This is a genomic window from Klebsiella sp. CN_Kp100 (genome assembly GCF_040065315.1).
Taxonomy (GTDB): domain Bacteria; phylum Pseudomonadota; class Gammaproteobacteria; order Enterobacterales; family Enterobacteriaceae; genus Klebsiella; species Klebsiella oxytoca.
The window spans coordinates 1-22,669 of record NZ_JBEAIJ010000047.1 but is presented as its reverse complement, the minus strand read 5'-3'; the positions used below and the strand labels follow the sequence as shown (position 1 = coordinate 22,669).

The following is a 22,669-nucleotide window of genomic DNA, read 5'->3' as shown; positions in this document are numbered from 1 at the left end:
AGAGCCTGGATGACTTTTGTAAGAGTCTCCATTTTCTCTCCTTTTCTGGAGAGTAGAACACCGAATGAACCCTTCCACTCTGTCATTCGGTTTTTAATCTTTAATGTCAGTTAAAGATAGTTCCACTCAGGTAATGGTACTGACTCAGCACCACCTGTTAGTCAGCCAGAGTCTAATCAATGTGTTAGCTGGCTCTTGTAAATCAGATTGATCAGAGTAAAGAGTGGGGGGTATCATTCAACCGTCAGTTAAAGATAGTTCCATTCCAGATCTGAGTACCAGCTTAGTTTTGGATGTAAAAAAGCCCGATCACCATGGACTGACCCCATAAAGTTGGACAGTTCATATTAAGCGGCTTTCAGGGCCTGGGTTCGGTATTCTACCGGACTCAGGCCTTTTAATTTCAGGCTGATCCGCTCGTTGTTATAATAATGGATATAGTCCTCTATCGCCTTCCTCAGTTCATTCAGATCGCTGAACCTGTTCAGGTAAAAACACTCCGATTTCAGTGTGCCGAAGAAGTTCTCCATCACTGCGTTATCCAGGCAGTTTCCCTTGCGTGACATACTTTGTGTCATTCCATGGGCCTTTAACTTTGCCTGATAGCCTGCCATTCGATATTGCCAGCCCTGATCCGTGTGCAGCAATGGTGCATCCTCCGGTCCGAGCACTGAGAACGCATCGTGCAGCATCGTATTAACCATCTCCATCACCGGCCTTTCTGACAGGCTGTAGGAGATAATCTCCCGGTTAAACAGATCGAGAACTGGCGACAGGTAAAGCTTTTTACCCTGTACCGAGAACTCTGTAACATCCGTCACCCATTTTTCGTTGGCCTTCGTTGCACCAAAGTTCCGGCTCAGGATATTGGGCGCAGCTTTGCCCACTTCCCCTTTCCAGGAACGATATTTCTTCACCCTTATCACAGAGCGGAGCGACAGCTCTGTCATCAGCCGCTGCACTGTTTTATGGTTTACCAACACTCCCTGTTTTCTCAGTGAGAGCGTGATCCTGCGGTAGCCATAACGCCCTTTGTGATAGTGGTAAATCTCTCTGATTTTGTCTTTCAGTCCGGCATGCCTGTCCACTCGCTTCAGGGCATTCATATTGTGATACCACGTACTGCGGGACATGCCCGCTGCACGCAGAAGATCACCGAGTGCATGCTTCAGCCTTAGCTCACTGATTATCCGGGCTTTCTGCCGTTTTTCTCGCTTTGAACTAAGGCCTTCAGCTTTTTTAGATAGGCATTCTCTGCGCGAAGGTAACGGAGTTCCGCTCGCAGTTCTTCGGGAGATAACTTTTCCAGTTCTGCATCGGTAAGTGGAGGTGTTTTTTGAGGTTTTGTCATGTCCTTACTCCGGCCTGGTTTTATGTTCAGAAGTCCTTCTTCACCAGTGTCTTTGTAAACCTTCACCCAGTGCCGGACAACAGATTCATTTGAGATATTAAACCGTGCGGCAGCCTCGCGCATGGTAAGTTCTTCACTCAGAGCCTTCAGGACAACCGTCAGTCGAAACTCAGGAGAGTGGCGGTCATTTTTCCATGTAATACCATCAATACCGTGGAGTTGCCAGGCTCTTACCCAGCGTCGCACTGATGTTTCTTCAACACCAAAACGTTCAGCGGTACGACGAGCGCCATCGTGTCCGGCAAGATAATGATTAACGACAGCTAATCTGGTTTCGAGAGAATATTTTGGCTTTGCCATAAAAAACTGCACCTTACTCAGTTGGGTGTCCAACTTTTGGGGTGCAGTCCACCAGTCGGGCTTTTTTACATCTAAACCCGCTTGAAGCCTTATCATCCGCTGCCTTGACCCCAATTATGGGTTAATTTATTACTGTAACGCATTCCTAATAATCGCGATTTTATTGATCCAGAACAAAGTAAAAATGTCAGAGTACAAGTGAAGGGCGCTTGCGCTAAATGTAAATTTATACGATTAAAAAAAGATCATTTTTACTACTAACAATTATTCTTGTTCTTAGTCATTCATCTGAACGAGCTCTTGAAACAGTCATCGTCTGGTTGCATTAACCCGTAAGCGGAGGAAGAACCCATAACCTAAAGTTATCGTTTGAAGCGGTAGGCTATGAGATCTCAAACCTCAATATTTAGCTTTATACTCATTTGAGCTTTTGAGCTTTTGAGCTTTTGAGCTTTTGAGCTTTTGAGCTTTTGAGTTTATGTGTGTTTTTGCTTTTGCTCATATTAATATAATGGTAGACTCAAAAACTCATAGGAGTAATTGAGTAAAAACACAAGTGGGGTTATGAGTATGAAGGTTGTTTCTTTCCTTAATCCGAAGGGTGGCTCAGGTAAAACCACCGCAGTTATTAACGTTAGTACAGCAATGGCTCGTGCAGGATACAACATCGCCGTTGTGGATACAGATCCACAGATGAGTCTGACTAACTGGAGTAAATCAGGCAAAGCCGCATTCGATGTGTTCACGGCTGCGTCTGAGAAAGATGTTTATGGCATCAGGAAAGATCTTGCTGAATACGACTTTGCCATAGTTGATGGCGCCGGTTCGCTTTCTGTAATTACTTCTGCTGCAGTAATGGTCAGCGATTTAGTTATCATTCCGGTTACTCCAAGCCCACTTGATTTTTCCGCAGCGGGAAGCGTTGTCACAGTCCTTGAAGCTCAGGCATATAGCCGGAAAGTAGAAGCTCGTTTTCTCATAACTCGAAAAATCGAGCAGGCAACCATGCTAAATGTTTTAAAAGAAAGCATTAAAGACACTGGTGTCAAACCATTCCGAACGGCAATTACTCAACGCCAAATTTATGTTAAGTCAATTCTGGATGGTGACAGTGTATTTGAATCTAATGATGGGGCCGCTAAAGGTGAAGTGGAAATTCTTACAAAAGAGATAGTTAAAGTTTTTGAGTAATTACACTTTTACTTATAAACTCAAATGAGTAAATGAAAGGGGGGAGTCTATGGCTCTTGAAAAGGCCCATAGTGGTAGTAAAAAAATGACCTTTGGTGAGAATAGAGATCTTGAAAGAGTGGTCGCTACTCCAGCTTCATCAGGTAAGAGCAAGCGTGTTAACGTCAATTTTGATGAGGTGAAACACACCAGATTTAAAGCTGCTTGCGCGAGAAATGGAACTTCAATAACGGATGTGATTAGCAAGCTTGTAGATGACTGGCTTAAAGAAAATGAATAATTGAGATTTAAGCAGTGATAGAATTTCACTGCTTAAATGAAGTGTACTAGCTCAGACTTGACCTGACAGTTTTCACCGGCAGCACACAATCAAATCTGACAGTCTGCTTTGAGCTGTGAGTTCAACCGATGGATGCAACACACTTATTGAACCGCTCTGCGGGTGATTCATAGTCTAGCGTTTTTCTCGGCCTTTCGTTGAGCTGTCTGGCAACACTGTTTAGTCTTTGCTGGCTGTGAACCGATAAGTCAGTTCCTTTTGGAAAATATTGTCTGAGCAATCTGTTCGTATTTTCATTTGAGCCACGTTGCCAGGGAGATTGAGGATCACAGAAATAAATCTGAATGTTTGTCGCTACAGTAAATCGAGTGTGGCTGGTCATTTCCGCGCCCCGATCCCATGTTAATGTTTTATAAAGCTCCACAGGCAATTCCCGGGCTTGTCTGATGAGTGCAGATATAACCGTTATGGTCTTGTTGTCTCTGATTTTGGCCAGCATAACAAAGCGGGAATGGCGTTCTACGAGAGTGACTATATAGGAGTTTTTCGAGCCCTGGATCAGGTCACCTTCCCAATGACCCGGTATGGCTCTGTCTGCAACTTCAGGTGGCCTTTCGCTTATTGGTATCGCATCCGGGATTGATCCTAATCCTTTCCCTTTAAGCGATGACGTTCTGGATCTACGAACCGCTCTTCCGCTTCTGAGGCATTGCTGCAGCTCTTTTTTTAATGCCCCCCGGGTTTGTATAAAAAGCGTTTTATAAATCGTTTCGTGTGACACATGCATTTCCTGATTATCCGGATAACAGCGTTTTAGCCAACCGGCGATTTGTTCCGGCGACCAGTCCTGATGCATCTTCTCTGCAATGATTTTACACAATGTGGGGCTTTCAATTAGCTTACAGGTTTTTGGTCTCAGGGCACTTTCCCATGCAGTAGCATCCGCTTTTGCTGCACGATATTGTTTTGCACCTCCGTGCCTCTTGATCTCGCGGCTAATCGTTGAAGGAGCTCTTGATAATTTGGCAGCGATGTCCCTGATGCTACGTTTTGCTACCAGCCCTCTGGATATCTCCTCTCTTTCATCTAGCGAAAGCGCTAACCGATGTCGCTTTCGGACAGGGGGACGGTATCCACCAGTCTGGTGGATAGTGGGCATGATAGAAGAATGATATCTGTCGAACATTCTGGCGATATCATGCAGGGAATCACCTTGCTTATATCTGTCCCAGATAATCGCTTTCTGTTCTGGCGTGTAGTAAATGCGCGTTCTTCGTTTCATGGCAACGTCCCCCCTTGATTAAGGATAGCGTTGCATCGACCCGTTGAACTCACAGCGAGAAGCGGACATTGGCCAATATTTTGAGTAATCTGGCCCAGTTGGAGCGAAGCTTCAAAAAGCGACATTGAGCCCAAAAGCTGCCGATTGAGGCACAATATTCCGACCTCTAATGCTATTCTGCGTAGTCTTGGCCACCTGCGATGACACTAGACAGCTTGATCCCGCGCTATTGTCAGAGAAGCAATCCAGGCGGGAAACGCTGGTCTTCGGACATAGCCTTACTGCCATGATTGGAGGGCAGTTGGTGGCTGGTTTGCAGCTTCTGGATATGCCGGAAGATTGGCAGCTATCCCCGCATCTGCTGCTGGAAGCCTGTCTGCCGGGCTTTATCGCTACCTGTGCGCAAAAACCATAGGACTGATCCAATGAAATCGATACAACTGCAAGACGGCCGGCAGCTCGGCTGGTGTGAATGGGGACCGCAGGACGGCAAACCGGTGGTATTTTGTACTGGTGCAGGCATGAGTGGTAGCCTTGGCTTCGGCAAGGAACATTTGGATCAGCTGGGGTTGCGCCTGATTTCCCCCCATCGCCCTGGATGCGCTAACTCAAGCATGCATCCTGAAAAAAGCCTGCACAGTTGGGGGCTTGATGTGGCCGAGATGTTGGCACATGAAAAGTTACAAGCATGCCACGTCGTCGGTTTTTCCATGGGTGTTCCATTCGCCATGGCGCTACATGCAACTTGCGCGGTAGAGTCCATGGCAATCGTGGCGGGTCAAGATCAGTTTGATTACCCGGAAACGTACAATCTGCTACCCGATGATGTGAAGGCTATGCTGGCGCAGTTACGCAGCAACCCTACCGAGTTTGAGCAATGGCTTGCTGGCAATGCCAGTGCCGACTGGTTGTGGAATTTCATCATGAACAGCAGCTCCGAGCTGGACAAGGCAGTATACAGCGAGTCCGATTTCGCTAAAGCTTATCGCCACTGCCTCAATGAGGGGTTTGCCCAAGGAGGAAAAAGTTATGCGCGTGACCTGGTTAACGCGTGGGGCGAATGGTCGGTCACTCCAGAGGAAGTTGATTGTCCGGTTGTCCTGTGGTTTGGTGCCGAAGATCGTAGTTCGGTACATTCCCCAGACGGGGGGGAGCTATTGAATAAACGCTTTGCTACCGCCCAGCGTTATTTTCTGGGTAATGCCGGTGGCTCCATCCTTTGGACGCATGCGCGCGAAATTTTGCAGTCCTTGTGAAAATTGAGCAGCAAGCATGTGCCTCAGCCAGCAGCTCTTCGGCTTAAATGTCGTTTTTTGTAGCTTCACTCCCACTGGGCCAATCAAAGCACCTTACCGTATCAACGCGATTGAAACATTGTTCGATAAATTGGTATGCCATCGCGCCTGTCACCGTTGGGCGATTTCGGCCTCATTTCAATGATTTAACAACGAGTCGGAGAGGTAAAATTGTTTAATTATTCCATCAAGTACTGGATAAGGGGTTTTCTCTTTCCTTAATCCAGGTAATAAGTTCTGCGACCTGATTATCTGAAAATACCGCTATACCATGTTCTGCGAGTAGAGACGCTGCTACACCCATACCAGCTTTACGTATGCCACTAAAGGAACCGTCATAAATAAGTTGGCTACCACAAGTCGGACTGCCATCAGTCAACAATGCAGCTTTACAGCCAGACTCCTGAGCTGTACGCAGTGCTAACCAGTCTGCAAGCTGATAGTACTCAGTAACGTCTTGTCCCGTATTTTCAGTTATTCTGGCTTGTCCGTGCATCACGTCTTTACCATCAGCAGAAATAATTTCTGCCGGAGGGCGTGGTATAGGCAATCCGGCAGCAAGTTCAGGACAATGGATTACCAGGCGCTGCTCCTGTTGCCAACGAGCAAGCTGAGAAATCATCTGTGCCTTTTCACTTCCGTTATAACGGACCTTTAAACCCATCAGGCAAGCGCTTACCAGAATTTTATTTATCATCATTTTTTGAAATGAAGGTGATGGAATAGTTAATTTTAACATGTCACTTTTATACAAAACCAGCCAAGGATTGAATAACGCTCTCGCTGAGAAAACAACGTCCGCTTCTGGCACAGAGCAGCCTGTCAGATTAGGTTTGGCTCTGTGCCATAGCTGTGTCAGGTCAAATCTAAGCTAATACAAATGAAGTCAATGCCGGGTGATGCCGCTGACGTCTCGTTCCGGCAGTAAAGCTTGTCCATGTGCGTTGAATGTGATGGTGACAATCTTTCTGGCCAGCCCTTCCTCTGAAATAGCATCATCCAGTCTGACATCACGAATCAGAGGGCTTTCCTCTTCTATATGATGGGCAATATCCCGTAGCCACTCTGCCAGCGTTTTTTTATCCATATCTTTCTGCTCCAGTCGAATGTTAGTTAGCATAAACATATCACACTGAAATCGTATGGTTTTAAAAAAGTGTTTGTAAACAGATGATTAACATACCTGCGTCATTTCAGACGAGCGACAGGCAAATCTGCCAAGCGGGTTGTATAAGCGGGAGAAAGCATCTCCCGCTTCATCTGCCATTCCGGCGCAATTCCCCGCCCCGCAAACCAGACTTTCCCAAATCCTGAATGGTTGATGCCGTCGAGTACCTTCATCAGTTCCTCACTGTGTGCTCTGGGCTGTATGTCATCAAACAGATTAAGCTGAGAGACGCCGGTCGGGGAGAAATCGTTCAGCATGATGCCGGCTTTGGCATAGCGATGGCCGGAGACCCAGATCCTGTCCAGCGCTCTGACTGCAGCAGTAATAATGTCCCGGGTGTCCCGCGTGGGTGTCATCAGTTTCTCTGTTGCCAGATTGCCGTAATAAGGCTCGTTGATGGCGAACGGCGAAGTTTTAATGAAAGCCGAGATATGCCGGCAGTACTGGTGCTCTCCGCGCAGCTTCTTCGCAGCGCGTTCTGCATGCTGACAGATGGCCTGACGCATGGCTTCATACGTTGTTACGCGTTCTCCGAAAGAACGACTGCAGACAATCTGCTGTTTGGGCGGGGGCGCTTCTTCCAGCGAGATGCACGGCTCTCCGTTCAGTTCACGAACCGTTCTCTCCAGTACCACATTGAAGTTTTTCCGGATGAAGGTCGGATTCGCGCGCGCCAGCTGCAGCGCGGTGGTGATACCCATTGTCCCCAGCGTCTTCGAAATTCTCCGGCCCACGCCCCAGATTTCTTCCACCGGCTGCAGTGAGAGCAGTTTCTCCGTCCGGCGGGGATTGCCCGGGGTCAGGGCCAGCACGCCACCAAATTGCGGCCATTCTTTTGAAGCCCACTGGGCTGACTTCGCCAGCGTTTTGGTGGGGCCCATACCGACACCGATGGTGAGTCCTGTACCGTTACCAACATGGACACGCAGCTGCCGGCCGAAGTCTTCAAAGTCAATGCAGCTGTTGATGCCCCGGATATCGAGGAACATCTCGTCAATGGAATACTGTTCCACGCGCGGCGCCAGCTCTTCCAGATGAGTCATCACCCTGGCGGACATCGAGGCGTACAGCTCATAGTTGCTGGAGAACACGTGCAGCTTCTCGGGAAACTGCGCGTCCTTCAGCTGGAACCACGGTACGCCCATTTTGATGCCAAGTAGTTTTGCTTCTTTTGAGCGGGCGATAACGCAGCCGTCGTTGTTGCTCAGCACGACAACCGGTTTACCCCGCAGGTCAGGGCGAAACACCTTCTCGCAGCTGGCATAGAATGAGTTAACGTCGGCCAGGGCAAACATCAGTCCGCTCCGCGCGTCTTATGGATAAACGCGGTCACCACACCAAAAATCTGCAGCGTCTCCGGGTCAGGGTGAAGGGCAGGGTAGGCCGGGTTCATGGGCTGCAGTACAGGACGGGGCGTCAGCAGAAGCCGTTTGACGGTAAATTCCCCCTCCATTTCGGCGATGACAATATCCCCGTGCACCGGCTTCTCTGCCTTGTCGACGACCATCAGGTCGCCTGAATTCAGGCCAATATCGGTCATTGAGTTGCCGATAGCCCGGACAAAATAGGTGGAGGCCCGGTGCCGGATGCAGTACTCGTTCAGATCCAGCTCCGCTTCCGTGTAATCTGCCGCCGGCGATGGAAAACCGGCGGCGCAACGCTCGGTAAAAAGGGGGAGGGTCATGACCCCGGGTTCGAGGGAGGCAGCAATAAACTTCATTTTAGCGTCTCATTAACTGTATTTATATACAGTAATTATTTTGCCGCCTTTATTTTTTTGCAAGCCTCTTTACGCAACTCCGGGCTAAAACATTGCTGTGGTTACGAAAAAAAACGACTGACTGTAAAAACGTATGTCAGAACGTGCGCTGCGCTGATATCGTGTAATATACAGATAATAAATAGGTTTTTACCTGAGGAGGTGTTTATGTCACCCGGATTCAGAAAGGCTCTCCGCTTTGCCGGCGTCCCCGTCGACAGCAGCGAACCGGTACGCAGACAGTACGGCAGCCGCATGATTGGTATCGTGACGGTATGCCTGCTCCCGCTCCTGGTGTTCGACGTCCCGCAGTGGGTTTTCGTGCTCTCCCAGGTTATCTGGGGCGCGGGCGTGTATATCGGCCTCTCCGTGGCCGGAGATAAATCCCGGAACCGCTGATGCTTTGTCGCTGATTGTATAAAAAAAACACAGGCGTGATGACGCCTGTCCCACCGCGCTTCTCCGCTGTCTGCCTTCAGGTTATCCACAATCTTAAACCCCGCGTTTGTGGACAGGTATGCCGATACTCCTCTTTCCCCTGTTGTCGCTGAAGGCCTGCCACCCGCTGCCAGTGTCTCGCGTCCGGTCGGGTACGGGACGGGCGGCTTTTCCGCTCAGGCCCGGCGTCGTTGAGAGTGTACGCCAGTCCCTCGCCTTTTTAATGAACGCCCTTCAAGCCGCTTTCGCGGCATATTCTCGCCGCCATAAAAAACTGGCGGCTGTGATATTCCACGGTCGGCCTGACCCGTGACCGGACGCGATGAACAGGCAGCGTGCGGCAGGGAACGGTATCGCGGTGATGCCTCCTGCCCCCCTCTGACTACAGGAGTGCTGCCATGTCCAGATTCATTCTCGGGAACTGTATTGATGTGATGCGCGGATTCCCCGACCGTGCCGTGGACCTTATTGTGACCGATCCGCCTTACCTCGTCGGTTTTAAGGACCGTCAGGGCAGACAGATTGCCGGGGATGTGACGGACGAATGGCTGCAACCGGCCACGCTGGAGATGTACCGCATCCTTAAAAAAGACGCCCTGATGGTCAGTTTCTACGGCTGGAACCGGGTGGACCGCTTTATGGCTGCGTGGAAAGCTGCGGGCTTCTACGCCGTGGGCCAGCTTGTGTTCACCAAAACCTATGCGTCAAATCGCCGTAATGCGAAAGACCGACGCGGATTCGTGGACTACCGCCATGAAGGGGCTTATGTCCTTGCCAAAGGCCGCCCGGTGCCGCCCCTCAGACCGCTGCCGGATGTGATGCCCTTTCCGTATACCGGCAACCCACTGCACCCAAACCAGAAACCGGTGGAGGCGCTACAGCCGCTGATTGAGTCATTCAGCGCCCCGGGCGCGATTGTTCTCGATCCGTTCGCCGGGAGTGCCTCGACCTGCGTCGCCGCATACCGCGCCGGACGCCGCTATATCGGCATTGAAATGCTGGCGCAGTACCACCGGGCCGGCACCGAACGACTGGCTGCCATGCGCCGTGCCGTCAACACCCCGGCGGCGAACGATGAATGGCTTCCGGAGGTGGCGTAATGAACTACAACGGACACGAAGCCCTGCGCCGCGATATGGCCGGGCTGGCCAACAACATCTGCGACCTGAAAACCACCCTGAAAGTGCTGGAAGACAAATACCACTACCAGCACGACGGACTGCCGGAACGACTGGCTGGCGTGAGCCTGCGCCGCCTCAACGTCCTGATGGACGAGGCATTCAATATCGCCCTGTTACTCGATGAATCTTTCAGAGACTGAACCCCGGGCGGCGAGGCCGCCCCACTGAATCACGGAGACAACACCATGCTGTATGGCACCCGTAAAGAACTGAACAAAAAACTTAAACGCATGTTTGGGGACGAAGAACGCTACGCCCTGCTGGTCTGGACGAAAGAAGACGTGATGGCCCTGGCCGGGAACATGACGGAGGCCGAGGCTCACACCCTGCTTGAGCTTATCGGCCGCACGGGAACGGGGGAGCACACCGAAGAAGGCGTGTCATTCCGCACCGTGCAGGCGCTGTACGCCGGGATTCGCCCGGGCATTCCCCGCGTGAGCGTCCCCGTCGATACGCTGTATCGCATCACGGACATTGCCGCACAAGCGATTAAAGGAGAAGACGAGCATTCGCCGTCGCTGACGGTAGATCACTACCCGAGTGTCGCTGACGCTCAGGCAGAAATCGCCTGGCTGAAACGTGAACTGGCCGCCTGACCCGTCCGCCCCGCTGAACGGCGGGGCATTCACCGAAGGAAAAAACATGAGAAACGACACACTCAACGCGCTGATACTCCGCCACGGCGACCGGATGCTAAAGGATGCGGGCTGGCCGCCTTGCGTGGATATGATGCAAATCGCGCCTGAAACTATGCCCGGCTGGTCAGTCGCCACCGGCTCGCTCGATGCCGCACACATTCTGGCGCTGGTCACGCACCTTTGCCAGCCGCTGACGTATGGCCGGGCCGGGTTGCTGACAGCCAGCGCCCGGCGGCTGGCGGGAACCCCGGCCCGGCTGTATCTGTACCCGGCAAAGGGCTTTATGCCCCCGGAAAAACTGGCGGACGCCCAGACACTTCATCTGCCTTATGCACAGGAATGGCTGACGGCGGCGGAATGTGACGATCTGCTGGCTTTCCTGAAAGCCTCCCTCACGCAGATAGCGGAAATCGTCAGGCTGGATGCGCACCGCCTTGCCGCTGCGCTGAAACCGTCCGTCACGCCGCGACTGATGGACAGGCGGTTTGGTGACTGGCGCGTACTGGCTGACGAGTACGAGCATGAAAACTGGCTCGATCAAAACGACACTGACGTACTGGATGCCGTCCTTGACGCTGTTCTGGTGCGCGGGGCGTCGTTCTGCCCCATCCTGTTGACCGTGGTTAATGAACGACGGGAGGAAATCGAAGCCGCAGGCGTTATCACCGATATGCTGCGTTTCCCCGGCTACCCGGCCCGCCGCTGGCTTGATCGCCGTGTACTGCGCGAGGTGGTGAGTGAAGCCCGGGCGACGCCCGCACAAACTGAATGATGATGGCGGGGGAGGAAAAATCACTTCCCCCCACTGACCGGCGCGGGATGACCGTATGCGATAAGGATGTCCCCGTGCCGGCTCCGCATTCACCCGGCCCGGCCTCCGGGCCTTTGGGGGGAAAACCCGCCTCTGTTATCGCCGTGTCGTGTGCGGGCGGTGCCGTGCCTCCATCTTAGCCGGGCTGTCGCGAATGCAAGGGTAAAGTGAACGCGGCGGTCACCCGGTCCTTCCTTCCCGTCAGCCGGGATTTTCCGGTCGTTCGACCGCTCAGGATTCACGGCCTCACCCTCCAACTCCCGTCTGCCGTGTGCGTCAGGCTGCGGCTTCCCTTGCGCCCCTGCATTCCCGACTGGTCGCCCGTCTGTTATGGAGGCACGGCACCGCCCGGTGTCGCAGTCCATGTGATTACGGAGGTTTTACCATGCAGTATGTGAAAACGCGCCCGGCCCTGAATGTTGAAGAGTCCGACCGCCTGTCCTTCATGCCGTACATGTTCGGCATGGATTTTATGCTCGCAGAATTGCAGGTATATGCGCTGGCCAAAAAATGGATGCCCGAATATGAAGCCGAATTCTGGCATTACATCCGCTTACCGGAGGGCGGCGGTTACATGATGCCCGATTGTGGCCGCGTCCATATGATCAGCACGGAAAGCTGGTTTGACCGCATTGTGAGCGCCGATGCGGCGGGCATTATTCTGACATCGCTGGCCGTTAACCGTCGTCTGGCGGCAAATCATGACAGCGGCAACCCGGCCCTGACTCACCTTTACATGCTGCGTGATGCCCAGCTCTGGAATCACATCACCCTTCACCCGGAATGCAACGCCATTTACGCCGCGCTGGACTGATTAACGACCGGGGCGGCCATGCCGCCCCGCAGGGAGACGAAAAAATGCATTCATCAATTACGGTTCCGGCGGTCTACGTGGGTACGTATCACCAGTACAACTGCGGCAGCATTTTCGGCAAATGGTTTGATTTGACCGATTTCGACGACGAAGACGCGTTCTATGACGCCTGCCGGACGCTGCACGCCGGCGAGGAAGATCCCGAACTGATGTTTCAGGACATAGAGGGCATTCCGACACAGTTTGCCTCTGAATCATCCGTAAAGTGGGCGTTTATCGAGGCTTTCCGGCAGGCACAGGACGACGGGCGCGCCGCCGCGTTTGTAGCCTGGGCGGAGTATACCGGCGAGTGCGACTATGACGCCTTTGATGACGCGTATTACGGCGAAGCGGAAAGCGAGGAAGATTTCGCTTATGGCTTTGTGGAGGACAACGGCATGTTAAACGAGGTGCCCGAATCATTGCGCGTGTATTTCGATTATGAGGCATACGCGCGGGATTTATTCAGCGACGGGTATGTGTTCCATGATGGTTATGTTTTCAGAAACTGAATGATGTCCGGCGGGGAAGCCCGCCGGTTAAGGAAAATACGTATGAAACTTGCACCACAAAGCCGCGATATCCTGCGCCAGTACAAAACTCTGATTAACGCACGCCGCCGGGATGCCGGGCAGCGGGAACTGACCACCGCCCAGGTGATAAACGAAATCTGCTATTACATGACCTGTCAGTGTGCCGTCTACATCGGCGGACACTTCATCTTACAGGGCGGTAAAGGGCAGTAAGCTCGATGACAGGCGTCCGGGCCGGAGGGCGCCTGTCTGCCCGCGCGCAAAACCCTGGCAGGCTGCGCCTGCCGGAGAGAAACATCGCCGCGCCTTCGGCGCCGCTCGCTCTCTTCTCCGTTCTCAGTCGCTGAAGCCAGATAATGGGCGTATTATCCACAGTCAGCAGCTGCCGCGCGCTAATGCGCCCGAATACCAGAAGCCGGAAGACGGTGGCAGAGAGATTAAGCCTTAATTTTTTTGCCAGGGAGGGACTGCGGTGCGTATGTCTGCTTTATTTGCTATCACGTGTTTGTTGAGCGCGTTTAATCTTGTATTTATGCCATTCCATCCCGTCATGATGTTATGGGCTTTTGGCCTCGCCATCGCCTTCATTCTTGTCAATGTGATTGCCGACAGACTGCGTCTGTGGTCCGGTGTTGCATGGGGGATTGCTGCCGCTGTCATCGTCGCTTTTATGCTTAACGGTGCACAGCCCGATGAAGAAAACCGGGTGCTCATCAGTTCATTCGCATGTCTCGTCTCAGCATGGTATGCCGTGATTCATTTCAGAAAAGAGAAGAGAGAGTCTCAGTCCTGACCGGTATTCTTTCTGCCTCTGCCTCTGCCTCTGCCTCTGCCTCTGCCTCTGCCTCTGAATTTGAATTTGAATTTGAATTTGAATCTGCTTCCGCTTCTGGCTTTGCCTCTTGCTGCTATTGTTGTTGATGTTGTTGATGTTGTTGATGTTGTTGATGTTGTTGATGTTGTTGATGTTGTCGATGTTGTTGCTCTTCCTCTTCCTCATTTATTTTTCACACAATCTGCCATTGGGCCACCTTCGGCTCCCGACCCGCTGGCGCGGTTCAGTCGTCGAGCCACACTCCGCTAACCGCGAAAGGACGCGGTAAGCTCCGCCGAACCCGCAAGGCGGTTTCGGGCTATCGCTAGTGTCTGATGTCTGACGTCAACGGCAGGCTTGCAGCATCCCTGTCAGGATGCGCCGCCCTTTTACGCGCCGTCACCTGCGCTTTTCGCACCCCGGCAAACGGCCGCCGGGCTGTAAGGCGCAACGCCGTTTTCGCTGCCGCTTCTCCGACGTTGCGGCGGGTTCCTGCTCATTCCTTGCCTGGTTTTTTCACCCCTTTGAGTCCTTTCGCCGGGGCTGAGACAAGCACAACCCGTCTTGCCGTCCATGCACTGCTGGCGCACGGCCATAAAAACTTTTTGCCTGGACCCGCAAAAACTTTTCACGTCCGGCATGGACGGCTTCACCGGGCCGTGCTCGTTTACGCCCTTGCGGCGAACGGCTCTCAAACGGGTGAAGGTAACAACCAGCGGGCACGTTCAGCAGGTCCCCGCAAAAGTCAAAACCGCGGCCCCGGCAACTCAACGGGTGATGGTTTTTAAAGGCAAAACAACAGAGTAAGGAGATTCATCATGGCAGCACGTGGCGTTAATAAAGTCATTCTGGTCGGACATCTGGGGCAGGACCCCGAAGTGCGTTATATGCCCAACGGCGGCGCAGTGGCAAACCTGACGCTGGCCACGTCCGAAACATGGCGTGATAAGCAGAGCGGGGAACTGCGCGAAAACACCGAATGGCACCGTGTTGTCATGTTCGGCAAGCTCGCGGAAGTGGCTGGCGAATACCTGCGTAAAGGCGCGCAGGTTTATATCGAGGGCCAGCTGCGCACACGTAACTGGCAGGACGATACCGGCGCCACGCGCTACGTCACCGAGGTACTGGTCGGGCAGAACGGCACCATGCAGATGCTCGGCGGGCGTCGTGACGGCGATCAGCCCCAGAACACTGCTCCGCAGCAGCCCGCGCAGCCGCAGAGTTCTGCTGCCCCGGCTCAACCTGCTCAGGCCCCGGCTAAATCCCCGAAAGCGAAGGGCGGTAAAAAAGGCCGTCAGAGCGCCGCCCCGTCTCAGCTTCCTCCCCAGACTTTCCCGGACGATTACCCGCTGACCGATGACGATGCGCCCTTTTAAACCATGATGAACACGCCCCGCTCAGGCGGGGCAGAAAAGGAGAAACACATGGACCACAACGTTTTGTCCCCCCTTGAATCCCTGCCGGATGGCACCTTCACCCGTAGTCAGGCGCAGGTGGTCGCGGCGCAGTATCAGAATGTGGCGATTGAGGATGACCAGGGAACCCATTTCCGCCTTGTCGTCCGTCATCAGGATGACGACAGCATGGTCTGGCGTGTCTGGAATTTTGAACCGGGCGGTGAGTTCCTGATGAACCGTTATATCCGGGACTACGGAGTACGTAGAGCGCAATAAGCCGTAAGAGGTGCCGGACAGGTGGGCTGTCCGGCAGACAGTCATCAATAATCTGAAGGAGTATTAACTATGTCAGTGACCGAGTCTAAAGCAAAAACCCCCGCGAAAACCAGCAAAAAAGCGGTGAAACCTGCCGAATCCGCCGCACTGAAAGCCGGGCTTGAGGCCGCACAGATTGAGATGGTGCCGCTGTCGGCGCTGGTCAAATCCCCGCTGAACGTCCGCACTATCCCGTATCCGCCAGAGAGTGTCCGGGAAATGGCTGACTCCATTCTCGCGGTCGGCCTCATTCAGAATCTGGTGGTTCACACGCTGCCGGACGGCCTGTCGGGCGTGGCAGCGGGCGGTCGTCGTCTGGCGGCCCTGCAGCTTTTACAGCGCGAGCAGCGCATTGATGCCGGGCATCAGGTCATCGTGAAGCGCGTCAGCGACGAACTGGCGGTGGTGGCTTCGATGGTCGAGAACAACAACCGGGTGGCGATGCACCCGGCAGAGCAAATCAGCGGTTTTCGCACGTTGTCTGAGCAGGGGAAGACCCCGGCGCAAATCGGGGACCAGCTGGGCTACAGTTCGCGCCACGTCCAGCGCATGCTGAAGCTGGCCAGCCTTGCCCCGGAACTGATTGCCCTGCTGGCAGAAAACACGCTCGATGTGGAGCAGTGTCAGGCGCTCAGTCTGGAAAGTGACCCGGCGCGTCAGATACAGGTATATGAGCAGGTGAAGGCTTCATACAGCAACGCTCCGGCCCATCTGCTGAAACGCGCCATCACGGACACCGAAATATCGGTTCGCGACGCCCGCTTTATGTTTGTCGGTCGCGAAGCGTATGAGGCCGCCGGGGGCGAAGTGCGCGAGGACCTGTTCAGCGCGCAGGAGGGCGACGGAACGGCAGACGGGGTGCTGGTCGGGCGTCTGGTGCAGGAGAAGCTGGAGTCCGCCGCGCTGGCTGTTGAAATGCAGGAGGGCTGGTCATGGTCACTGGCACGGGAAGGGGCGGTGCGGAACTACGGTGACGACCGGGAACATTATCTGGTCCTGCCGGAGCCGGAGGGCGAACTCAGCGCTGACGAGCAGCAGCGTCTCGATACGCTGTACGCCACGCAGGAAGCCACTGAAACATTTGAGGACGAAGCCGCGATTCAGGTGCTGATTGACGAGATTGAAGATGCGGCATCGATCCGGGCATGGACACCGGAGCAGAAAGCGGCCTGTGGCGTGGTGGTCAGCCTGAGTGACGGCGAGCTTCGTATCCAGCGCGGTGTGCAGAAGAAGGTGCAGGCGGCGGTCGCTGACGGACAGGAGAGTACGGGCGGTCAGGCCTCCCTGCATGTGGTGAGCAGCAGTACCCCGGATGTGGCAGAGGGTATCAGCGTACCGCTCCTGAAAAAAATGTCGTCCGAGAGAACGCTGGCGGTACAGGCGGAACTGGTCAGGCAGCCACAGAAAGCCGTGGCCCTGATGGTCTGGCGGCTGTGCAGTTGCGTGTTCCACTACTGTATCACCACTCGGCACCCGTTCGTGATGCGTCTTGAGGTCCACCACAGCAATCTGACCAGCGAAGCCCCGACCGGAGAAGAGGGTCTGGCATGGCAGTCTTTGATGCAGGAGAAAACCCGTCTGGAAGCCCTGCTGCCGGAGGGCTGGAAGAACGATTTCACCACCTTCTTTGCCCTCGACGGACAGACTCTGATGTCGCTGATGGCCTTCTGTACCGCCTGTTCCGTAGATGGTGTCCAGACCCGCGAACACGGACATACCCGCCGCAGCGACCTTGACGGTGTCGAGGCGGCACTCGGGTTCCACCTGCGCGACTGGTGGCAGCCAACGGCGGATAACTTCCTCGGGTTACTCAGCAAAAATCAGATTGTGGCGGCGCTGAAGGATGCCGGACTGACCGGGGCCGCCTCGGATGCTGAAAAAATGAAGAAAGGCGATGCCGCCAGTCACGCCGAACAGTGGCTCTCCGGGACCCGATGGGTGCCGGGATGGATGCAGTCCCCGGATGCCGCAACGCCGGAAGAAGCAGCCTCCACGCCTGACACTGACGAACCCACCTCACACGCTGCCTGATAACGGAGACGCCGCCCTGCGGGCGGCGATAAGGAGACGATGATGCGCAATATTATTACCCCCGATGTCCTGAACACCATGATCCCACAGGAATACGAAGACTGGCGCGAAGGAGGAGAGGATTTGCGCCGCGAACTGACCCATGCCGTGATGCGTGACCTGAACTGCCCGGATAACTGGGACATGAACGGGGAGTACCGCAGCGAGTTCGGGGGCTTTTTCCCGGTACAGGTCCGCTTCACGCCTTCACACGGTAACTATCATCTCGCCGTGTGCAGTCCCGGCGATATCTCCCCGGCCTGGATGGTGGTGTTTATCCCCGCCAGCGGTCGTCCGTTCTCGGTTATCAGCACGCTGTCGGACTGGTCGCCGGAAGCCATCAGCCACACGCTGAGTCTGGTTGCCCGGCTCGATACCGATGGCTACAGTCAGTCCAGCATCATCAGCATGCTGGTCATGGAGGGCGCACAGTGAACGCATCAACAACGTCTCTGGTGACCCTGAAGCCAGCCCGACAGGCAGCGCTGCAGGCGGTCCTGTCGGTGGAGGAATCCCGCCGTCTCGGTGCGCGTCTGCCCGCCATGCCACACGTGCGCACCTTCCTGCGTCTGCTGACCGGGAACAGCCGCATGAACACGACCGTGGCACAGCGCATTCCCGGCCTCAACTGGGACCCGAAGCATCGCCTGAGCAGCCTCAAACAGGTGGAGGAGGCGCTCGATGAACTGATTGCCAGCCACGGGGAGTGCTGTCCGCTGCCGCTGCCGGTGGATGTGCAGGCTGAACTGTTCCCGGAGGTGCTGCATACCCGGACCGAACGCCGGTTGCAGCGCAGAAACATCGCGTTCACCCGCAGGATGCGCCGGGAGGAACGGACGCTGGCGCATCACTGGCGGCTGCGGCAGAACCTGCTGGGGCAGGCCGTCACGGAGCTGAACTTTCAGTCCCCGGAGACGGTCAGCAGCTGGTACCGCCGGTGGGCAGAAGAGTTTGACGCGCGCGAGCTGGAGCCGGCTTTCTGGCACTGGCGGTCGCGGTTTGCCTCGCTGGCCTCTCTGGACTGGCTGCGTGACGCAAAGGAACCGCTGTACGGTGTCATTCATGAAATCGGCTTCATTGTGCGTGACACCCCGGCGGCTGTGCGTCAGGCAGAGCGCTGGCAGGTGCCGAACAAGCTGACGGATCGGAGGCGGGGATGAGGTGGCGTTACTCCCTGCGCTGGAAATTACCCTCACCGTGTCCCGGTCCGCATGAACTGGCATCCGAAGTGGTGGAGGCCGGAGAGCCTGCGCCCGAATCCATTATGTCGCTGTGGATAGCGGGTGCCGGGTATGCGGTGTGCGTGGATTTTCCCGATGAGCGGCAGATTAAGCGCTGGAGCGATGAGCGCAAAGCCGCTGCGCGTCGAAGGAATCTTGAGCGTCGTGTCAACAAAATTGCACCCCTGTTTGCTGAGGAACTGATTGCGCGGGAGCTTGAAAGCAGACCCGAATATTTTCGCGGGAAATCAGTCAGCTGAAGGCAGGATACCTGGTCAGCCTTACAGGGAGTAAGGTACAATGGCGGTGGCGCTTGAGGCTTTTTGCCTCATGACGTGAAGGTGGTTTGTTGCCAGGTTGTGAGGCAGAAAGAAGAAAGCCCCGTAGGAAGTTAATTTTCATTAACCAACACACGAGGCCATCTGCTTGACTAGACACCAACAGAATAGCCTCTTAGCTGCCGTAAGGCAAGGAGATGAAGGCTATGAAACTGCCGCGAAGTACCCTGCTATGGTGTGTATTAATAGTGTGTCTCACACTGCTGATATTCACTTACCTGACCCGAAAATCGCTCTGCGAAATTCGGTACAGGGACACGAACAGGGAGGTGGCGGCTTTTATGGCCTACGAATCCGCTAAGTAGCCAACCCCGGCGGAGGGTAACCTCCGCCACTCTGGGGCTGAAGCTGTCTGGGCATGCCTGAAGCGCCTTTATGAAGGGACTGCCGGTTCGCCGGTAGTCCCTTTTTTCCTTGCTGACAGGCCGCCAAAACCCGCCTGCGGCGCGTGGCAGGGCTGCGCTGACGCGCCGCCACGGCCACTCTGTCACAGGTCAGATATCCTTTCCCCGGGCTGACTGTAACTGTTCCGCTGATATCTTTCCCTGTTCCATTCTCTCTTCTGCTGTTTCTTTCTGACTGACCTGACCCGGGGACCCCTTCGGCTCCCGACCGCTGCGCGGCCGGTCGTCGAGCCACACTCCGCTAACCGCGAAAGGACGCGGTAAGCTCCGCCGAACCCGCCAGGCGGTTTCGGGCTATCGCTAGTGTCTGATGTCTGAGGTCAACGGCAGGCTTGCAGCATCCCTGTCAGGATGCGCCGCCCTTTTACGCGCCGTCACCTGCGCTTTTCGCACCCCGGCAAACGGCCGCCGGGACGTAAGGCGCAACGCCGTTTCGCTCGTCGCGCCCCGTCGTTGCCGGGGTGCCTGCCCCGGTGTTCCGTGCGCCTTTCACCGTTTAAGCCCCTTCGCCCGGGAATATCCCGCCACAAACCGCCTGGCTGTCCAGTACCGCTGATGCTCTCCGGCGACATTTTTTGCCGAAAACCCGACAAATAATGTCGCCTCCGTACCGGACATCTGCACCGGCCCGTGTCTGTTCTTTCCCGTTGCGGCGAAGGTTCTCAAACGGGTGAGGTTCACAACCCGGAAACAACCGGCAGCCACCCCACGAAACGTCAACACCGCGACGAATGAAACTCAACGGGTGATGTTCTTTAAAAATCAGGAGGAAAAAATGCAGACACAGGCGATGCGTGTTTATCAGATCACATTTACCGGACGCGACGCAAAAGGCGTTATTCCGATGTTTACCCGCGTGAAAGCCATGACCGGAAAGGGCGCAATTAAGGCGTTTATTGAGCGTTACAAACCTGTTCAGGGCTGGTTTCTGGGCGATCCCGAAGACATTACCGACAACGTGCAAAAGGAGGCAGAAGAAGCAGAGAGCAAAGCGCAGAGATGAAAAAAGCAGGGAAACCCCTGCTCAAATCACGCCGCAGAAATCGCTGGAACGACTTTTGCGGCTATCGACTAACCAACTATAAAGGAGTCACCTAAATGACACCTGTCATTCTTCCACCTTCCGCAGAGGCTGTAAAGCCCCGCCGTCATTCCCGCATCCCCCGCGTCGATATTCCCGCGCCGGAAATTGACCCCACGCTCAGGGCATTCGGGCGGCATATCGCAAAAAGCATACGCAAGGGGCGTGGTGTTCACATCCCCGCGATGAAAAACGCCGATTTTGGTCAGGTGCTCCGCACCCTCGAACTGACACGCGCCTTTAACTAACCAGGTGAGCCGCTCCGAAAGGGGCGGCAACAGCAGCAGGAGGACATCATGAATCACACCACCACACAGGCGGTCAGTGTCGACATTACCCCCGATAGCGGCGCGGGAGAGGTCATCCCGTCTTTGCCCGTCGAGCGCATTGTGGCGCAGCGAAACAGCGGCGTGATGGCGTTTCTGGAAGCCATAAGGCTGCTGCGCGAGGCGCAGAAACTCATTTTTGAAGCATCCGGGCGCGGGTGGATCTCCGGCATGACCGACATCATCGAACGCAGCCTGTCAGCCGACCGCAGCACCACGCGGGAAGCCGCCTTAAAACGCAGTATCTGCCGTTATGCCGATCGCGACATCTGGACGCGCCTGATGAATGACACGGGCATGTTTACGCTGATGAGCGAGGCGCAGCGCAAGGCGTGGGATACGCAGCTCTACAGCGATGACTGCCCCGAAATCACCCTCGACAACGTGATCGCCACGTTCCGGGCGCTTAACGCCAGCAAGGGAGAAACGTTTGAGCAGGGCGTGATTGACGTGTTCCGCAACCTCTCATGGGACTATAAAACGCATAACCCGTGCCTGCTGGGAAAAAAAATTATCATTGATGGTGTCCTGGATAATCATCGCGGGCTGTATTTTTCCGTGCGCACGTATGCACAGAACCGGATCGATGACCTTGCCCGCCCGTTCTGGTTACTCGACGGAAAGACCATTCCCGACAACCGCGTCTCCGAGGGGGCAAACCTGAGCGCGTTTATCAGCCAGGGCGGTGCGAAGAGCGTGGGGGAGGTTTTTACCTGCGAGTATTTCACGGTACGCACATACAAAAAAGGCTCCGCGCACGTCACCTTTACCCGGCCCGACCTGGTGGAGAAGGTGAACGAAATTATCGCGCGGCACTATCCGGGGGCGCTGCCGCCGGTGGTCTGATGCGCTGGCGGGGGACTCGTTCCCCCGTCACTGTCTGTCCGTCCGCCGGAAACCTGCCTGCGGCGCGTGGCAGGGCTGCGCTGACGCGCCGCCACGGCCACTCTGTCACAGGTTTGGTATCTCTGTTTCGGGCTGACTCTGGCTGTTCTGCTGATATCTTCCCCTGTTCCATTCTCTCTTCTGCTGTTTCTTTCTGACAGGCCAGACCCGGGGACACCTTCGGCTCCCGACCGCTGCGCGTCCGGTCGTCGAGCCACACTCCGCTAACCGCGAAAGGACGCGGTAAGCTCCGCCGAACCCGCCTGGCGGTTTCGGGCTATCGCTAGTGTCTGATGTCTGAGGTCAACGGCAGGCTTGCAGCATCCTTGTCAGGATGCGCCGCCCTTTTACGCGCCGTCACCTGCGCTTTTCGCACCCCGGCAAACGGCCGCCGGGCTGTAAGGGGCAACGCCGTTTTCGCTGCCGCTTCTCCGACGTTGCGGCGGGTTCCTGCTCTTTCCTTACCCGGTGCCGTTTCACCCCTTTGAGTCCTTTCGCCGGGGCTGAGACAAGCACAACCCGTCTTGCCGTCCATGCACTGCTGGCGCACGGCCATAAAAACTTTTTGCCTGGACCCGCAAAAACTTTTCACGTCCGGCATGGACGGCTTCACCGGGCCGTGCTCGTTTACGCCCTTGCGGCGAACGGCTCTCAAACGGGTGAAGGTAACAACCAGCGG

General features: G+C 55.0%; 32 protein-coding genes and 3 pseudogenes. 25 read left to right on the top strand and 10 right to left on the bottom strand.

Annotated features, from left to right (window positions below; genetic code table 11):
- Window positions 1-347: 347 nt before the first annotated feature.
- Window positions 348-1,711, bottom strand: a protein-coding gene (locus ABLV12_RS21530; RefSeq protein ID WP_142478931.1) for an IS3 family transposase whose coding sequence is annotated in 2 segments (ribosomal slippage) — window positions 348-1,234 and window positions 1,234-1,711 — 1,365 coding nt in all. Because the reading frame shifts where the segments join, the coding sequence is not laid out codon by codon here.
- Window positions 1,712-2,281: 570 nt separating this feature from the next.
- On the opposite strand from ABLV12_RS21530, the gene ABLV12_RS21525 reads away from it, so the two are divergent.
- Together ABLV12_RS21525 and ABLV12_RS21520 are read left to right on the top strand one after the other, a co-directional pair.
- Window positions 2,282-2,902, top strand: a complete 621-nt coding sequence (locus tag ABLV12_RS21525; RefSeq protein ID WP_032743918.1) for a ParA family protein — start codon at window positions 2,282-2,284, stop codon at window positions 2,900-2,902.
- 49 nt (window positions 2,903-2,951) lie between these two features.
- Window positions 2,952-3,182, top strand: coding sequence for a plasmid partition protein ParG (locus ABLV12_RS21520; RefSeq protein WP_032743917.1), 231 nt, complete (start codon window positions 2,952-2,954; stop codon window positions 3,180-3,182).
- 121 nt (window positions 3,183-3,303) lie between these two features.
- On the opposite strand, the gene ABLV12_RS21515 is transcribed toward ABLV12_RS21520, so the two are convergent.
- The gene (locus ABLV12_RS21515) at window positions 3,304-4,464 is read right to left on the bottom strand and encodes an IS30 family transposase (protein WP_023325897.1); all 1,161 of its coding nucleotides are present in this window, start codon (window positions 4,462-4,464) and stop codon (window positions 3,304-3,306) included.
- A 425-nt stretch (window positions 4,465-4,889) separates the two neighbouring features.
- On the opposite strand from ABLV12_RS21515, the gene ABLV12_RS21510 reads away from it, so the two are divergent.
- Window positions 4,890-5,720, top strand: coding sequence for an alpha/beta fold hydrolase (locus tag ABLV12_RS21510; protein WP_348867329.1), 831 nt, complete (start codon window positions 4,890-4,892; stop codon window positions 5,718-5,720).
- A gap of 226 nt (window positions 5,721-5,946) precedes the next feature.
- Here ABLV12_RS21510 and ABLV12_RS21505 read toward each other — a convergent pair whose 3' ends face one another.
- The 4 genes from ABLV12_RS21505 to umuD all read right to left on the bottom strand — a co-directional run bounded on the left by ABLV12_RS21505 (window position 5,947) and on the right by umuD (window position 8,647).
- Entirely contained in the window at window positions 5,947-6,456 is a 510-nt protein-coding gene (locus ABLV12_RS21505; protein WP_348867359.1) for a DUF523 domain-containing protein, read from the bottom strand.
- A gap of 189 nt (window positions 6,457-6,645) precedes the next feature.
- Complete coding sequence (locus tag ABLV12_RS21500; RefSeq protein ID WP_348867328.1) at window positions 6,646-6,846, bottom strand: hypothetical protein; 201 nt, start codon at window positions 6,844-6,846, stop codon at window positions 6,646-6,648.
- Window positions 6,847-6,947: 101 nt separating this feature from the next.
- Window positions 6,948-8,222, bottom strand: a complete 1,275-nt coding sequence (locus ABLV12_RS21495) for a Y-family DNA polymerase (RefSeq protein ID WP_348867327.1) — start codon at window positions 8,220-8,222, stop codon at window positions 6,948-6,950.
- Window positions 8,222-8,647, bottom strand: coding sequence for a translesion error-prone DNA polymerase V autoproteolytic subunit (gene umuD, locus ABLV12_RS21490; protein ID WP_032743916.1), 426 nt, complete (start codon window positions 8,645-8,647; stop codon window positions 8,222-8,224). Before umuD ends, ABLV12_RS21495 begins: the two co-directional genes overlap by 1 nt.
- Before the next feature lie 207 nt (window positions 8,648-8,854).
- On the opposite strand from umuD, the gene ABLV12_RS21485 reads away from it, so the two are divergent.
- The 11 genes and pseudogenes from ABLV12_RS21485 (at window position 8,855) to ABLV12_RS21435 (ending at window position 14,224) form a co-directional block, all read left to right on the top strand.
- Window positions 8,855-9,085 carry a hypothetical protein gene (locus ABLV12_RS21485; RefSeq protein ID WP_064381621.1) on the top strand — a complete coding sequence of 77 codons (231 nt, stop codon included), beginning with the start codon at window positions 8,855-8,857 and terminating at the stop codon, window positions 9,083-9,085.
- 188 nt (window positions 9,086-9,273) lie between these two features.
- Window positions 9,274-9,411: pseudogene (locus tag ABLV12_RS21480) on the top strand (hypothetical protein); the annotation flags it as partial.
- Window positions 9,412-9,522: 111 nt separating this feature from the next.
- Entirely contained in the window at window positions 9,523-10,224 is a 702-nt protein-coding gene (locus ABLV12_RS21475) for a DNA methyltransferase (RefSeq protein ID WP_348867326.1), read from the top strand.
- Window positions 10,224-10,445 (top strand): hypothetical protein, encoded by a 222-nt coding sequence (locus ABLV12_RS21470; protein WP_020804418.1) that lies wholly within the window; start codon window positions 10,224-10,226, stop codon window positions 10,443-10,445. Before ABLV12_RS21475 ends, ABLV12_RS21470 begins: the two co-directional genes overlap by 1 nt.
- 45 nt (window positions 10,446-10,490) lie before the next feature.
- Window positions 10,491-10,901, top strand: a complete 411-nt coding sequence (locus tag ABLV12_RS21465) for a DUF1380 family protein (protein ID WP_348867325.1) — start codon at window positions 10,491-10,493, stop codon at window positions 10,899-10,901.
- Between the two features lie 46 nt (window positions 10,902-10,947).
- Window positions 10,948-11,715, top strand: coding sequence for a hypothetical protein (locus tag ABLV12_RS21460; RefSeq protein WP_348867324.1), 768 nt, complete (start codon window positions 10,948-10,950; stop codon window positions 11,713-11,715).
- 424 nt (window positions 11,716-12,139) lie between these two features.
- On the top strand, window positions 12,140-12,568 hold the full coding sequence (locus tag ABLV12_RS21455; protein ID WP_348867323.1) for an antirestriction protein: 429 nt from the start codon (window positions 12,140-12,142) through the stop codon (window positions 12,566-12,568).
- A 44-nt stretch (window positions 12,569-12,612) separates the two neighbouring features.
- The gene (locus ABLV12_RS21450; protein WP_348867322.1) at window positions 12,613-13,119 is read left to right on the top strand and encodes an antirestriction protein ArdA; all 507 of its coding nucleotides are present in this window, start codon (window positions 12,613-12,615) and stop codon (window positions 13,117-13,119) included.
- A 42-nt stretch (window positions 13,120-13,161) separates the two neighbouring features.
- Entirely contained in the window at window positions 13,162-13,353 is a 192-nt protein-coding gene (locus ABLV12_RS21445; RefSeq protein WP_348867321.1) for a hypothetical protein, read from the top strand.
- 259 nt (window positions 13,354-13,612) lie between these two features.
- Window positions 13,613-13,933, top strand: a complete 321-nt coding sequence (locus ABLV12_RS21440; protein ID WP_348867320.1) for a hypothetical protein — start codon at window positions 13,613-13,615, stop codon at window positions 13,931-13,933.
- Between the two features lie 66 nt (window positions 13,934-13,999).
- Complete coding sequence (locus tag ABLV12_RS21435) at window positions 14,000-14,224, top strand: hypothetical protein (protein WP_348867319.1); 225 nt, start codon at window positions 14,000-14,002, stop codon at window positions 14,222-14,224.
- A gap of 132 nt (window positions 14,225-14,356) precedes the next feature.
- On the opposite strand, the pseudogene ABLV12_RS21430 reads toward ABLV12_RS21435, so the two are convergent.
- Window positions 14,357-14,454, bottom strand: a pseudogene (locus ABLV12_RS21430) (hypothetical protein); the annotation flags it as partial.
- Window positions 14,455-14,772: 318 nt separating this feature from the next.
- Between ABLV12_RS21430 and ssb the strand changes: the two are divergent.
- From ssb to ABLV12_RS21390, 8 genes and pseudogenes are all read left to right on the top strand, one after another.
- Entirely contained in the window at window positions 14,773-15,330 is a 558-nt protein-coding gene (gene ssb / locus ABLV12_RS21425) for a single-stranded DNA-binding protein (RefSeq protein WP_348867318.1), read from the top strand.
- Between the two features lie 48 nt (window positions 15,331-15,378).
- Window positions 15,379-15,627 (top strand): DUF905 domain-containing protein, encoded by a 249-nt coding sequence (locus ABLV12_RS21420; RefSeq protein ID WP_348867317.1) that lies wholly within the window; start codon window positions 15,379-15,381, stop codon window positions 15,625-15,627.
- Between the two features lie 69 nt (window positions 15,628-15,696).
- On the top strand, window positions 15,697-17,697 hold the full coding sequence (locus ABLV12_RS21415; RefSeq protein WP_348867316.1) for a ParB/RepB/Spo0J family partition protein: 2,001 nt from the start codon (window positions 15,697-15,699) through the stop codon (window positions 17,695-17,697).
- A gap of 39 nt (window positions 17,698-17,736) precedes the next feature.
- The gene (gene psiB, locus ABLV12_RS21410) at window positions 17,737-18,171 is read left to right on the top strand and encodes a conjugation system SOS inhibitor PsiB (protein WP_348867315.1); all 435 of its coding nucleotides are present in this window, start codon (window positions 17,737-17,739) and stop codon (window positions 18,169-18,171) included.
- Complete coding sequence (locus tag ABLV12_RS21405; RefSeq protein WP_348867314.1) at window positions 18,168-18,896, top strand: plasmid SOS inhibition protein A; 729 nt, start codon at window positions 18,168-18,170, stop codon at window positions 18,894-18,896. Before psiB ends, ABLV12_RS21405 begins: the two co-directional genes overlap by 4 nt.
- Window positions 18,893-19,216: a theronine dehydrogenase gene (locus ABLV12_RS21400; RefSeq protein WP_348867313.1), complete on the top strand. Its 324-nt coding sequence runs from the start codon at window positions 18,893-18,895 to the stop codon at window positions 19,214-19,216. Before ABLV12_RS21405 ends, ABLV12_RS21400 begins: the two co-directional genes overlap by 4 nt.
- A gap of 166 nt (window positions 19,217-19,382) precedes the next feature.
- A pseudogene (locus ABLV12_RS21395) lies at window positions 19,383-19,532 on the top strand (DUF5431 family protein); the annotation flags it as partial.
- Window positions 19,480-19,599 (top strand): type I toxin-antitoxin system Hok family toxin, encoded by a 120-nt coding sequence (locus tag ABLV12_RS21390; protein ID WP_223156217.1) that lies wholly within the window; start codon window positions 19,480-19,482, stop codon window positions 19,597-19,599. The pseudogene ABLV12_RS21395 and the gene ABLV12_RS21390, both read left to right, overlap by 53 nt.
- A 189-nt stretch (window positions 19,600-19,788) precedes the next feature.
- Here ABLV12_RS21390 and gvpC read toward each other — a convergent pair whose 3' ends face one another.
- Window positions 19,789-19,935, bottom strand: coding sequence for a gas vesicle protein GvpC (gene gvpC / locus ABLV12_RS21385; protein WP_348867312.1), 147 nt, complete (start codon window positions 19,933-19,935; stop codon window positions 19,789-19,791).
- A 127-nt stretch (window positions 19,936-20,062) separates the two neighbouring features.
- Window positions 20,063-20,191, bottom strand: coding sequence for a hypothetical protein (locus ABLV12_RS21380; RefSeq protein WP_348867311.1), 129 nt, complete (start codon window positions 20,189-20,191; stop codon window positions 20,063-20,065).
- A 282-nt stretch (window positions 20,192-20,473) separates the two neighbouring features.
- On the opposite strand from ABLV12_RS21380, the gene ABLV12_RS21375 reads away from it, so the two are divergent.
- The 3 genes from ABLV12_RS21375 (at window position 20,474) to ABLV12_RS21365 (ending at window position 21,951) form a co-directional block, all read left to right on the top strand.
- A complete protein-coding gene (locus tag ABLV12_RS21375; protein ID WP_060415508.1) occupies window positions 20,474-20,701 on the top strand; it encodes a hypothetical protein in 228 nt (75 codons plus the stop codon).
- 95 nt (window positions 20,702-20,796) lie between these two features.
- Window positions 20,797-21,027 (top strand): hypothetical protein, encoded by a 231-nt coding sequence (locus ABLV12_RS21370; protein ID WP_020321344.1) that lies wholly within the window; start codon window positions 20,797-20,799, stop codon window positions 21,025-21,027.
- A 48-nt stretch (window positions 21,028-21,075) separates the two neighbouring features.
- A complete protein-coding gene (locus ABLV12_RS21365; RefSeq protein WP_348867310.1) occupies window positions 21,076-21,951 on the top strand; it encodes a DUF4942 domain-containing protein in 876 nt (291 codons plus the stop codon).
- 322 nt (window positions 21,952-22,273) lie between these two features.
- Here ABLV12_RS21365 and ABLV12_RS21360 read toward each other — a convergent pair.
- Window positions 22,274-22,669, bottom strand: a 396-nt coding sequence (locus tag ABLV12_RS21360; RefSeq protein WP_348867309.1) for a hypothetical protein, incomplete at its 5' end; no start/stop codon positions are given.